General features: G+C 61.6%; 13 protein-coding genes. 2 read left to right on the plus strand and 11 right to left on the minus strand.

Annotated features, from left to right (window positions below; all coding sequences use genetic code 11):
- Positions 1-176 precede the first annotated feature (176 nt).
- Positions 177-1,025, plus strand: a complete 849-nt coding sequence (gene licT, locus ACJ8HA_RS12740) for a BglG family transcription antiterminator LicT (protein WP_043135622.1) — start codon at positions 177-179, stop codon at positions 1,023-1,025.
- On the opposite strand, the gene ACJ8HA_RS12745 is transcribed toward licT, so the two are convergent.
- The 3 genes from ACJ8HA_RS12745 to mak all read right to left on the minus strand — a co-directional run bounded on the left by ACJ8HA_RS12745 (position 1,022) and on the right by mak (position 2,655).
- A complete protein-coding gene (locus tag ACJ8HA_RS12745) occupies positions 1,022-1,408 on the minus strand; it encodes a type II toxin-antitoxin system VapC family toxin (RefSeq protein WP_025301736.1) in 387 nt (128 codons plus the stop codon). The genes licT and ACJ8HA_RS12745 overlap by 4 nt on opposite strands.
- The gene (locus ACJ8HA_RS12750; RefSeq protein ID WP_025301735.1) at positions 1,405-1,638 is read right to left on the minus strand and encodes a type II toxin-antitoxin system Phd/YefM family antitoxin; all 234 of its coding nucleotides are present in this window, start codon (positions 1,636-1,638) and stop codon (positions 1,405-1,407) included. The genes ACJ8HA_RS12745 and ACJ8HA_RS12750 overlap by 4 nt, the downstream gene beginning before the upstream one ends.
- A gap of 102 nt (positions 1,639-1,740) precedes the next feature.
- Entirely contained in the window at positions 1,741-2,655 is a 915-nt protein-coding gene (gene mak / locus ACJ8HA_RS12755) for a fructokinase (RefSeq protein WP_025301734.1), read from the minus strand.
- Between the two features lie 216 nt (positions 2,656-2,871).
- Here mak and rdgC point away from each other — a divergent pair, with 216 nt between their 5' ends.
- Positions 2,872-3,783, plus strand: a complete 912-nt coding sequence (gene rdgC / locus ACJ8HA_RS12760; protein WP_004940461.1) for a recombination-associated protein RdgC — start codon at positions 2,872-2,874, stop codon at positions 3,781-3,783.
- Between the two features lie 65 nt (positions 3,784-3,848).
- Here the strand turns inward: rdgC and ppnP are convergent, their stop codons facing one another.
- The 8 genes from ppnP to ACJ8HA_RS12800 form a co-directional block, all read right to left on the minus strand.
- Entirely contained in the window at positions 3,849-4,139 is a 291-nt protein-coding gene (ppnP, locus tag ACJ8HA_RS12765; RefSeq protein WP_004940463.1) for a pyrimidine/purine nucleoside phosphorylase, read from the minus strand.
- Positions 4,140-4,350: 211 nt separating this feature from the next.
- Positions 4,351-5,028: an AroM family protein gene (locus ACJ8HA_RS12770; RefSeq protein ID WP_049206213.1), complete on the minus strand. Its 678-nt coding sequence runs from the start codon at positions 5,026-5,028 to the stop codon at positions 4,351-4,353.
- Positions 5,029-5,032: 4 nt separating this feature from the next.
- Positions 5,033-5,962 carry a DUF1177 domain-containing protein gene (locus ACJ8HA_RS12775; protein ID WP_025301732.1) on the minus strand — a complete coding sequence of 310 codons (930 nt, stop codon included), beginning with the start codon at positions 5,960-5,962 and terminating at the stop codon, positions 5,033-5,035.
- A 34-nt stretch (positions 5,963-5,996) separates the two neighbouring features.
- A complete protein-coding gene (locus ACJ8HA_RS12780; protein WP_049209291.1) occupies positions 5,997-7,553 on the minus strand; it encodes an OPT/YSL family transporter in 1,557 nt (518 codons plus the stop codon).
- Positions 7,554-7,772: 219 nt separating this feature from the next.
- Positions 7,773-8,546, minus strand: a complete 774-nt coding sequence (locus ACJ8HA_RS12785; protein ID WP_025301730.1) for an IclR family transcriptional regulator — start codon at positions 8,544-8,546, stop codon at positions 7,773-7,775.
- 253 nt (positions 8,547-8,799) lie between these two features.
- The gene (locus ACJ8HA_RS12790; protein ID WP_025301729.1) at positions 8,800-9,591 is read right to left on the minus strand and encodes an energy transducer TonB; all 792 of its coding nucleotides are present in this window, start codon (positions 9,589-9,591) and stop codon (positions 8,800-8,802) included.
- Positions 9,592-9,593: 2 nt separating this feature from the next.
- Positions 9,594-10,925 (minus strand): HlyD family type I secretion periplasmic adaptor subunit, encoded by a 1,332-nt coding sequence (locus ACJ8HA_RS12795; protein WP_089195579.1) that lies wholly within the window; start codon positions 10,923-10,925, stop codon positions 9,594-9,596.
- Positions 10,922-12,700, minus strand: coding sequence for a type I secretion system permease/ATPase (locus ACJ8HA_RS12800; RefSeq protein ID WP_142590763.1), 1,779 nt, complete (start codon positions 12,698-12,700; stop codon positions 10,922-10,924). The genes ACJ8HA_RS12795 and ACJ8HA_RS12800 overlap by 4 nt, the downstream gene beginning before the upstream one ends.
- Positions 12,701-12,739 lie beyond the last annotated feature (39 nt).

Consider the following 12,739-nt stretch of genomic DNA (forward strand, 5'->3'; position numbering starts at 1 on the left):
TTGAGCCGCGGCGGGCACGGGTTATTATGCCAACATAATAGGATTGTTACTGTATCCCCTCCGCCGCTCAGGGCCGCAGGGAAGAAACATAAAATACAGGCAAAACCTGACACCCGGGATCGCTTCCGGGCGTCAGGTTTTTTCGTTTTCAGGATGCTGAAACACCGGGAAAAACCATGAAAATCGCTAAAATACTCAATAATAACGTGGTGATTACGCTGGACGACCGTCAGGAAGAGACGGTGGTGATGGGAAAAGGAATCGGCTTTAAAAAGAAGCCCGGCGATACGCTGGACGAAAGCCTGATCGAAAAGGTATTCACCCATAACGGCGGAGAAACCGCCGAGCGCTATAAAGAGCTGCTCGCCGAGATCCCATTAGCCTGCGTCACCACCGCCGACAAGATCATTACTCTCGCCCGCGAACGCCTGCCGGGCAAGTTGCATAACATCGTCTACATCACGCTGACCGATCACATCCACTTCGCCCTGCAGCGCCATGCGCAAGGGCTGGATATCAAAAATGCGTTGCTGTGGGAGATTAAAAAGCTCTATCCGGCCGAGTTCGCCGTCGGGCTGGAGGCGCTGGCCCTGATCGCCCAACGGCTGGACACCGCGTTGCCGGAGGACGAAGCCGGATTTATCGCCCTACACCTGGTCAACGCCCAGCTTAACGACGAGATGCACAACACGCTGCATATTACCCGCGTGATGCAAGAGATCCTCAACCTGGTCAAATACCATTTCCGCTTTGATTACAACGAGGAATCCCTGAGCTACCACCGTTTCGTCACCCATTTGAAATTCTTCGCCCAGCGCCTGCTGGGGAAAAACTACGTCGACAGCGACGACGACTCGCTCTATCAGGTGGTGAAAGAGAAGTACCGCGAGTCATTCGCCTGCGCCGGTAAGATCAACCGCCACATCGAAAAGCACTATCAGCATCAGCTCACCACGGAAGAGATGATGTTTCTGACCATTCATATCGAACGGGTGCGCAGCGAAAGCGAGGAAAAGCCGGCTTAACGGCGAGCGTCGGCTACCCGCACGCCGTACTGCGGAAACACCGCGTCGGCGGAGACCAGCGTCAGCCCTTCGGCCTGCGCCTGTGCGATCAGCATGCGATCGAAAGGATCCTGATGATAGGGCGGCAACTGCCCGGCCTGTTGGCAGTGAAAGGCGTCCATCGGCAGCGACAGAAATTCCTCGGCCTCGATGATCGCAAAGATATCTTCCGGCAGCGCCAGTTTGCCCAGCGCCTGCTTGATCGAGATCTCCCAAATGCTGGCCGCGCTGACGTACACCGCATTGCCCGGATCGGCGATCTGCCTTTTGGCGTTCGCGCCCAAGCAGGCGTCATCGATCAGCCACCACAGCAACGCGTGGGTATCCAGCAACAGGCGCTTCATGCATCGCCCTCAAACAACGCCGCAATGGCCGCATCCTCGGCGTTGAAATCCGCCGGCACGGTGAACTTGCCCTTGGCGGCGCCAGGGCGGCGCGCTTCCCCCTTGATGGCGACCAGCTGTACGTACGGCTTCCCTGCTTTTGCAATAATCACGGTTTCTCCCTCCGCGGCTCTGTCCGCCAACTGGCTCAGATTGGATTTGGCTTCGTGCATATTGGCCTGAATCGGCATACGCGTCCTCCTTAGCTAAGTTAGCTAAATCATAAAACGCCGTCCAGTTTTTGTACAGGGAAGGGCTTAAAGCGCGAGCAGCCTCGCGCTTTGCTGCAACGTTTAGCGCTGCTGTTGCGGCCACAGCCAGGCCGCACCGCGTACGCCGCTGGAGTCGCCGTGAACCGCCTTGCGGATCGGCGTTTCACACTCGCCGCCAAATACCCAACTTTTCACCCGCTGCGGCACCGTGCGGTACAGGCGATCCACGTTGCTCATGCCGCCGCCGAGCACCACCACGTCCGGATCCAGCATGTTGATCACGTGCGCCAGCGATTTCGCCAACCGCATTTCGTAGCGAACGATCGCCTGCTCCGCCAGCGCATCGCCCCGCTCGCTCAGCGCCATGATCTCATGCCCTTGCAGCGCGTTGCCGCTCAGGCGCGCATAGTCGGTAGCGAAACCGGTGCCGGAAATAAAGGTTTCGATGCAGCCCGGCTTGCCGCAGTAACACGGCACGTCGCGAGCGTAACGCAGCTCATCGTCATCCTGCCACGGCAGCGGGTTGTGGCCCCACTCGCCGGCGATGCCATTGCCGCCAGAATGCGCCTGGCCGCTCAGCGCCACGCCGGCGCCGCAGCCGGTGCCGATAATGACCGCGAACACCGTTTTCGCGCCAGCGCCTGCGCCGTCGGTAGCTTCCGACACCGCCAGGCAGTTGGCGTCGTTGGCGATACGCACCTCGCGCGCCAGCAGCGCCGACAGATCCTTGTCCAGCGGTTGGCCGTTGAGCCATACCGAGTTGGCGTTCTTCACCCGCCCGGTAAACGGCGACAGCGTGCCGGGAATGCCGATCCCGACCGATCCCAATTCGCCGGTATGATCTTCCGCCAGCTTCACCAGCCCGGCGATCGCCGCCAGGGTTTGCCCATAGTCATGGCGCGGCGTGGCGATGCGATGGCGAAACAGCTCCCGCCCGTCGTCCGCCAACGCAATCACTTCAATTTTCGTCCCACCCAAGTCGATGCCAATGCGCACGTATTTTTCTCCTCGATGCCACGTAGCGTTGCCACAGCCTAATGTAAGCGCGCAGATGAATCACCTGTTTCCCACCCTCCACCCCGCCCTTTCTCGGTGCGTAAAGCAACGCAATTCGGAGAGAATGGGGCGATTTTTCAGCGTCAATTCGTTATCATGCCGCCCTGCTTTTGACGAATCAGCGTGCCGAGCGCACGCCCAGCCAGGGATAACATTATGCTGTGGTTTAAGAATTTGATGGTTTACCGTTTGAGCCGCGAAGTGGCGTTAAACGCGGATGAAATGGAAAAACAACTCAGCGCGTTCGCCTTCACGCCGTGCGGCAGCCAGGACATGGCGAAGACCGGCTGGGTCTCCCCGATGGGCTCGCACAGCGATGCGCTGACGCACGCGGTCAACGGCCAGATCGTCATCTGCGCGCGCAAGGAAGAGAAAATCCTGCCGTCGCCGGTCATCAAGCAAGAGCTGCAGGCCAAGATTGAGCGCCTGGAGGCGGAACAACACCGCAAACTGAAGAAAACCGAGAAAGACGCACTGAAGGACGAAGTGCTGCACAGCCTGCTGCCGCGCGCGTTCAGCCGCTTCAACCAGACCTTCATGTGGATCGACACCGTCAACGATCTGATCATGGTCGATGCCGCCAGTGCCAAACGCGCCGAAGATACGCTGGCGCTGCTGCGCAAGAGCCTCGGCTCGCTGCCGGTGGTGCCGCTGACGATGGAAAGCCCGATCGAACTGACGCTGACCGAATGGGTGCGTTCCGGCGAGATGCCGGCCGGCTTCGCCATTCAGGATGAAGCGGAATTGAAAGCGATTCTGGAAGAAGGCGGCGTGATCCGCTGCAAGAAACAGAATCTGATCAGTGACGAAATCGCGGTGCATATCGAAGCCGGCAAGCTGGTGACCAAGCTGGCGGTGGATTGGCAGGAGCGCATTCAGCTGATGCTGTCGGACGACGGCTCGCTCAAGCGCCTGAAGTTCGCCGACACGCTGCGCGAGCAGAACGACGACATCGATCGCGACGACTTCGCCCAGCGCTTTGACGCCGACTTTATCCTGATGACCAGCGAGCTGGCGGCGTTGATCAAAAACACCATCGAAGCGCTCGGCGGCGAAGCCCAGCGTTAATCCCGCCGCAGAAACGACCAGGGCCCAGCCTTCGCTGAGCCCTGCGTTCCCCTAACGAGCAACGTTTATTTGCTCAGATAGCGGCACAGATAGGCGGTCGCGTCGGCCACCTGCAGGTTGAACTCGCTGTGCCCCGGCACGAAGAACTTCTCACCCGGCGTAAACACCTGCCAGTCCGGCGCCCCTGGCAGCAGCACTTTCAGCGCCCCGGTGATCACCGTCATTTCTTCCGGTTGCGCGGTGGAGAAGGTGTATTCGCCCTCTTCCATCACGCCCACGCTGGTAAGACCGATGCTGCTACTGTCAAAACCGATAGACTTCACTTTTCCGGCAAAATACTCATTCACTTTCAGCATAGACTGGCACCCGCGTAATCATCTTGATGGAAAATCCATATTGGGGGATTGCGGTTGATCTGTCACTGGTTTTTCGCGCGAAATGCGATCGCGGCGCAGAGTAAAACGCTGCCGGGCTTCTCACCGGCAGTCAGGGCTGCTGAAGCCCAGGGAGATCCACGGGCGCAAAGCGCCTGAGACCGCGTCGAGCGGTAACTTTTCACTATTTGAATCAGTCGACTAACTCTGCAGCCAGCTTGGCGACCAGTACGTTCGACAACAACACTGGCACCGACAGACGCGCCTGCAAAAAGGCGCGGTGACGCTGGTGATAACCGATGCAGTCTAGCACCACCACCTCCGCCCCCTGCCGCAGCAGTGCGCAAGCCGCCTGCTCCAGCGCGGCATCATCTGCCAGATAGGGGCTGGCGACGGCATAGCTCGGCGGCGTCGCCAGCTGCCGCCATTTACGCGCCTGCTGCTCAACCTGTTCCGCCATCGGCACCACGATGCCGACGCGGTGTGCGCCGACGATCGCGGAGATCAACGGCGGAATAATGCGATCCGGCTCCAGCAACAGCGCCTGTTCCGCCTGCAATTCGCCGAATTCGCCGGTGCACAGCAGCAGGATCACCTGGCACCCCGCCGCCTCCAACTCGCGGATCTTCTGCTGCAACCCGCTTTCAACGCGAGCGGCACAGAGCGTCACCTGCGTGCCGTCCAACAGGCGCGACACCAGCAGCTTATCGCCCTGTTGCGGCGCATAACGCTCGGCGATCTGCCCGGCATCCAGGCCGTCCAGCAAACCGACGTGCCTCACCCGCTCCGCCGGCAGATAAGCAGACAGCAGCGGCATGATATCGCTGCGCGGCGCCTGACCGAGGGTCAGCGTGGCGAATGAAGCCGTCATGGGTCTATCTCCTTTTTTGCAGGTGGCTCAGACTGCCGTACAGCGCCAGCAGCTGGCCGAATTCGGCAGCATCGTAGAACCGGCAAGTACCGCGGCCAAATTCTTTGGCGACCTCCACCGCGAATTTGACCACCAGCGCGATGTCCGTTTCGTGGCTGGCGCCGGTGCCGCAGCCCGGCACCACCGATTCGCTGCAAATCGCCACGCCGACCACCGGCGCCGCAGTAGCGGTCGAGGGCTGCAGGATGCTGTTGAGGTGATGCACGCCGTTGCCATAAGGGGTGATATCCTGCGTGGTGATCGGGAAGGTCACCGCCGGGCGGCCGCTGGTCATCTCCATGATGCGCAGCAGATCTTCCGCCACCCGCAGGATGTAGCCCTCTTTCACCGTCGGCGACAGCGCATAGCCTTTGTGGTTGATGATGCGATTGCCCTTGGTGGTATCGATCGACAGGATGGCGTCAGCCTCCGGCACCACTTCATTATCGTTCATCGTCACGTCATCGATCGGCGAATCCATAAAATCGACCGGATCGTGCGGCCGGGTCGGCGCGTTCGGGCAAATATGAGTGGTGACGATCACATCGCCCGGCAGCGTGTCGCCCTTACGCTGCATCTCTGCCAGCTTCAGCGCGGCGGCAATGGCGGCGATCGCGCCGTCGCCGTCAGATACCAGCCCGATACGCGTCGGCCGCGCGCCGATGCCGCCCAGGCGGCCGATAATGCCCAGCGTCGGCGCCGCACCGCCAGCGAATTGGCCTGCGCTACCGGGGATCTCGATGCGCACGAAATCGGTACCGCCCTTCGGCCCGTCGGCGCGCAAGGTGCTGGCCCGGATCGCCGGGTAAGGCGCAAACAGATCGACGACGTCCTGGCCGCTGACGAATGCGCTATCAATCAATTCAAAAACCTGCAGCGTTTGTTGCAAACTCATGGTCGTTTTACCTCACCAATGTCATCGGCAGGGGCTATTTGCCCTTGCTGGAAAAAATCGAGCTGAAGAAGTTGTAGAGCGCGTCGCCGGCGATAAACCCGGCCGCCATGATCTCCATCGGCGTGCGGCCTCGATCGCCCCAACGGCGCAGGATCGCCACGCGCAGCGCGATACCCACCAGCACCGCCCACCCGGCCAAGGCGTTATTGATCAGCAGACCGGTTGCCAGCAACACGCCGAGCTGGCGCTTAGGGCCGCCGATCAGCTGTACCACGGCGCCGGGGATCGCCCAGATCAAAAGGCTCCAGGCGATACCCGGCTGCGCACCGGCCTCGATGGTCTTCGCGTAAACGCGCGCGACCGGCGGGATCAGGTCCTGCAGGAAATAGCTGTGATAAGAGAGGTAAACCACCGGAATGGCGATGAGGAAGGCAATCAGCGCCGCAAACAGCTGAATGCGGCGCCCCAGCAGCTCCTGTCGCAGATCCTCGCCATAGCCACGCAGGATGAAGCCGGCTTTCAAATCAAAGCCCATGTCGGCGAAGGCCGGCCCGGTGGCGGCGGTAAAACCGGTCAGGATGCACAGCGCCAGCGGTGGGAAACCGATCAGGATACCGACGATCAGGGTGATCAACGCCACCGCGAACGCAGGAAACCAGCCGGAGTGCATGGCGGCGATACCGACGATCAGCTCATGAACGAAAGCGGCGAACGCCGCGTATATCACGAACAGCGCCAACATCGGCAGCGACATCTCGCTGAACAGCCCGCCGATCAGAGCCAAAAACGCGGCGATGGCGATGTAGCCGACCGCGCCCAGGCCGAGCGCTTTGCTTACCGCACTGTCCGGTTGGGTATAACCGGCGCTATCGGCGCGGCGGCTGCGGATCACCTGCGCAACCTGGATCAGCGCCACCAGGCCGGCGCCGACCATCACGCCGTGCGGAATAAAATGGGCATTGATATCGAAACCGGCCACCGGATCGGCGTAAGCCCGCAACAATAACCCGACGCCAAACATGCTCAGCGCCCAGATATTGCCGATAAAGGCGGTGCCGAAGGCCGCCATGGGGATCTTGAGCATTGATCCGGCGATACCTACCCCTACGCCCACCACCAAAAGCCAGGCCTGCTTGCCGCCGCGATCGCCGGCTTTAATCGCTTCCGCGGCGGCGACGCCGGGCGGCCAGGCATTGGCGGCGGGGAACACTTTGGTATCGAACAGGCGATAAAGCAGATAGGCGTCAAGCAACATCGCCGCCGCCACGCCGCAGAACATCGGTAAAATAAGCTGCGGTTGCCCCATCACGTAAGGCACCGCAATCGGCATCAGCAGACAATTGGCCGCGCCGAAGGTGGCAGAGGAGATCACCGTCTGCGCCAGGTTCTGAGTGTGCACCGAGCGGTAGCGTTGGAACATTTTCAGCGGAATGCGTGCCAACAGCATGGCAATCAGCGCACCGATGATCGAGGTGTTGGGCGTCACGCCCAGCGTGGTGATCAGCTGAACGCCGATGATCGCCCCCACCACCGAAAGTAACGCCATGACCAACAGCGTGCCGGCCTCTTTTAGCGGATTATTTGATTTCATGCTTGGTTTCCCTGAATATTTCCTGCTGCGTGGCGGAAATAACGCCAAACGATAGCTCGCCGCGGCAGTTCCATTATTTGGAACTGCCGGCGTCACAACGTGATTATTTTCTTATTCAGCCTGTCTATTTCTTACCAATAAAATACGGTGAAATATAATTAATGAGTTCCCTGGTGTCGGCGCTCGTTAATTATGATGCAACACGATAGCTCAGGCGCGTTATTTGATCTGCTGCCAATAATCATCGCCATATTTTTCCGCCAGTTGGCGGCTGACTGCGGTTAATTCGGCCAAGACTTCCGGTACAAACGGCTGCTCCTCGCCCTGCGAGGGGAAGGACAGGCACAACCCCACCGTCTCGCTGCCGTGCTTGTTCACCAGCGCGGTCGCCAGCGAACTGATGCTGTTCAAGGTTTCATTGCGCGCCAGCGACCATCCCTGACGCCTCACCTGCTGCAACGTCTGCAACAGCGCATCCAACGTTTGCGGCGCATTGGGCGAAGTCGCCCGGTAACCGCCGGCGTAACGCGCCCGAACCTGCTCGTCGCTTTCACGCGCCAGTATCGCCCGGCCGACCGAGGTTTCCGCCGCTGGCGAACGGTAACCCGCCGGGGTGACCACCTGCAAAAAGTGGCGGCCGGGAAACATGCGCATCACCATGATCTCCTGCCCTTCCAATATAGAAAGGTAGCCGGTACAGGCCGTCTGGCGGCACAGCTGCGCCATACTGGCCGCCAGGTTGTCCACCAGCGGCATCGACAGATAGTGGCTGGATGCCGCCAGCAACAGCGCGCCGATGTGATAACGCCGGCTATCGGGATCGCGCTCCAGCATGCCCTGATTTTCCATGGTCTGCAGCAGGCGCGATACCGTGCTTTTCGGCAGCGCCAATTGCTCAACCACGTCGCTGAATGCAATACCCGGTTGGCCATGCATCACACGTTGTTGAGAAAAGAGTTTTAATACCGCAGCGGCATTTTCCAGCGTTGTCATGATCCGCCTTGTTCCACTATATGGAACTCAGTTCCTGTTTTATAATTAAAAACTAAAACCCGAACTCCGCAGCGTCAAGCTGTTTATTTTTTGTCAGCCGCAAAATAAAAGGCATTCGTGCTTTTCAAATAAAAATATTGCGTAGAACGCCGACTTATCCGCGCCGAATAAAATAACGATACGCTCTGAAAATAATGAATAGCAGGACAAGCTGCTGAAAAATGATTTTCTCAGGAGGAGATATTGCCGCGGCTCAGAAACCCGCGCCGCGCAAACTGAAATCGATCGGCAACGTCAATTCCACCGTGCCGTTGACGTAGGCGTCCGCCGGCGGCGTGGGCAGCGGCGAAGCGCGTTTGACCAGCGCCTGGATTTCGCGATCCAGCGACGGCAACCCGGCGCTGCTGACCAGCGTCACCGCCAGCACATGGCCCTGCCTGTCCAACGTGAAACGCACCTGCCCGACGCCCTGGCGCTTTAGCCGCAATGCGTCTTTGGGGTAACGTTTAAAACGATTCAGGCGGCCGCTGATGCGGCTGCGCCAGTTGTCCACCCCCGCCTGAGCATAGGGCGTCAGGCGAGTTTGCGGCGCGGCCGTTTTATCCGCCCGGCCCGGCGGTGGCGCACCGACGCTTTGCTCCTGAACCTTCGGCGGCGCGATCGTTTTCTCCTGCGGCGGTGTGCGCGGCAGGGGGGGAGTCTTCACCGGCTTGGGCGGTTTTTTCTGCTTCGGCGGTACGGCGATGTTCGGCCGCACGGCTTCAGGCACCTTCACCGTCGGCAAGGGTTCCGGCGGCGACGGCGGTTCAACCTGAGGCGGCGGCGTCCTTTGCCCCGGCGGTTGTTTTACCTCGGCCGGGGCCTGCGGTGCGGCGGCCATCACCACCATGACCGCCGGCGGCGGCACCCACGCCGGCGCGGCCTTGTCTCGCCAGGGCCAGAACAGCGCCACAACCAGCAGGTGCAGTGCCAGCACCAGCACCAGGCAACGGCGCCAGGGCATGACGGCACCGGGTGCGGCGAAAGGCAGCGGCGAAACCGACATGCTCACTCTTCCGTCAGCGCCAGATGAAGGCGGTCGGTCAGCGGTTTGAACAGGTAGTTCATCATCGAACGCTCGCCGGTGCGGATGAAGCCTTCGACCGGCATCCCCGGGCGGATCTCCAACCCGTTCAGGCGTTGCAGCCCCGCTTCGCTGACCTTGGCGCGCACGCTGTAATAGGGCGCGCCGCTTTTCTCGTCGGTCAGGCGATCGGCCCCGACCAGCGTCACCTCGCCCTCGACGCGCGGCGTGGTGCTTTGGTTGAACGCCGAGAACAACAGTTCGACCGGCAGCCCTACCTGCACCTTGTCGATCAGTTCGACCGGGATACGCGCCTCCACCTGCAGCCCCCGCTCGCTGGGCACGATCTCCATCAGTTGCTGACCGGCGCCGATCACGCCACCTTCGGTGAACACGCTCAGCCCCACCACGGTGCCCGCCACCGGCGCTTTCACCTGCGTATGACCCAGATCGGCCTCCGCCTTGGCCAGGCGGTTATCCAGTTCGTCCAGCTTCATCCGCACCTCGGCCAGCTGGCTACTGACCTCTTTCTGATACTCTTCCCGCCGCTGGATCGCCCGCAGCTTCAGCTCCAGTATTTGGCGGCCCAGGCGGCCGATATTGCCGGTGTCCTCGGACGCCTGGCCGTCGATCTGCGCATACTGCCCTTCCAGATCCAGCAGCCGATTGCGCGCCACATACCCCTGCGCAGCCAGCTTGCGCATACCGCTCAGCTGCTCCTGCAACATGGCCTTTTGCCGTTGCTTGCTGGCGTAAGACTGACGGATCCCTTCCAGCATCGCCTGCGATCCGGCAATGCTCTCCGCGATCGCCGCCAGCTCACTCTGCAGCGCCGCTCGGCGGCTGGTGAACAGCTGCTGCTGCAGCAGCATCAACGACATCACCTCTGGCTCCTCCCGCCGCGCCTGCAGCAATGCCGGGAAAGCGATCGCCTGCAGGCCGTCGCGTTCGGCCTGCAGCCGCGCCCGCTGCGCGGCGTTGCTCAACTGCTGGCTGCGCAGCGCATCGCGCTGGGTGCGGCTGTCGACGGTATCCATCAGCAACAGCACCTGCCCGGCGCGAACCCGGTCGCCTTCATGCACTTGAATTTGCGACACTACGCCGCCGCTCGGGTGCTGCACCGCCTTACGGTTGCCGGCCACCACCACGCTGCCGGAAATCGGCACGCCTTTGTCCAGCGGCGCCAACAGCCCCCACAGCAGGAAGCCGCCAAACCCCAACAGCACCAGCCAGCCGCCGAGCCGCAGATGGCGCCCTTCGTCGAACTGTCGGGAAAGGGCGTCGATATCGCCGGGGATCACACTCTGATTGCTCATACTTTTCGTTCACCGCTGGCCGTTTTGGCAAAGTTGGCGTAGTTGACGTTGAAGCCGCCGCTGCTGCGGCCGACGTTGGCCGGTACGGCTGCAGGCGCAAAACCAGGCAGTTTCTTCAGGATGGCGTCGCTGGGGCCGAAGTGCTGCACCTGGCCGGCGGCCAGCACCAGCAATTTGTCGGTGGTCGCCAGGATCGCCGGTTTGTGGGTCACCAACACGATGGTGGTGCCGCGCGTCTTCAGCGCTTCGATCGCCCGCTGCAGCGCCTCTTCCCCTTCACGATCGAGGTTGGCATTCGGTTCGTCCAACACCACCAACGCCGGAGAGCCATACAGCGCGCGCGCCAGCGCCACCCGCTGACGCTGGCCGCCGGACAGGCCGCTGCCGCCCTCGCCCAGCTCGGTTTCATACCCTTTGGGCAAATGCAGGATCAATTGGTGCACGCCGGCCAGCGCGGCGGCGGCCACCACCTTCTCGGCGTCAACCTGGCCAAAGCGGGCGATGTTTTCCGTCAGGGTACCGGCGAACAGCTGGATATCCTGCGGCAAATAGCCGATATGCGGCCCCAGCTGCTGTTTATCCCACTGCCGGATATCCGCGCCGTCCAGCCGCACGTCGCCGCTGAGCGGCGTCAGCGCGCCGACCAGTTGGCGCATCAGCAACGTTTTGCCGGAGCCGGATGCGCCAATGACGCCCAGCACCTCGCCGGCCTCCAGACGAAAACTGACGCCGTGCAATACCGGTGCGCTCCCGCCGGGCGCGCTGGCGGCCAGCTGATTCACGGTCAATGTCCCGTTGGGCGCCGGCAGCGGCAGGCTCGCCGCCCGCGGCGGATTAGCGGCCAACATCACCTCCAGCCGTTGCAGGGACTGGCGCGCCGACGACCACTGCTTCCAGGCGCCGATCAGCTGATCGATCGGCCCCAGCACCCTGCCGATCAGGATCGATCCGGCGATCATCATGCCCGGCGTAATGTCGCCGTTGACCGCCAGCAGCGCGCCGCAGCCCAACATCAGCGACTGCAGCGCCAGCCGCACGGTTTTCGACCAGGCGGTGACGGCGGCGATTTTCTCGCTGGCGCGGTTCTGCAACAGCAGGAACTGCTGATGCTGCCGCAACCAACGCAGGCGCAAGTCGGTCAGCATCCCCATGGCGGCAATGGCTTCGGCGTTGCGCAGGTTGCCGTTGGCCTGCTGCGTGGCGCTCAGCGCGACCCGGCCAGCCTCCGCGAGCGGCGCTTGCGACACTCGCTGGTTGAGCCAGGCCAGCAGCACCAGCACGATTACCCCGGCGCTGGCCAACGCGCCAAGCCAGGGGTGGAGCAGAAACACCACCAGCAGATAAACCGGGAACCAGGGGGCATCGAAAAAGGCGAACAGCGCATTGCCGGTGGCAAATTGGCGCAGGTTGGTCAGATCGTTCAGCGCCTGCCCTGCCAGCGGGTTGCCGGTTTTCAGATTGGTTTCGAAGGCGGCGTCGTAGACTCGCTGATTGAGGCGCATATCCATCTGGGCGCCGAGGCGGATCACCACCTGGCTGCGCACCCACTCCAGCAGCCCCATAAACAGGTAAAGGCCGACCACCATCAGGGTCAGCATCGCCAGCGTCATGCGGTTGCCCGACGGCAACACGCGATCGTAGACCTGCAGCATGTACAGCGCCGGTGCCAGCATCAACAGGTTGATCACCGCGGTAAACAGCGCGATGCCCCAAAATCCGCGCCGGTATGCGGCCAGCACGCTCATCACTTCTCCGCGCCTGACGGCGTTTTTCATGGCGTTTTCCATCGGCTAAAAACGAGAAAATGCCCGCCG

The sequence above is a fragment of the Serratia sp. CY33802 genome (assembly GCF_052169095.1).
Taxonomy (GTDB): domain Bacteria; phylum Pseudomonadota; class Gammaproteobacteria; order Enterobacterales; family Enterobacteriaceae; genus Serratia; species Serratia bockelmannii.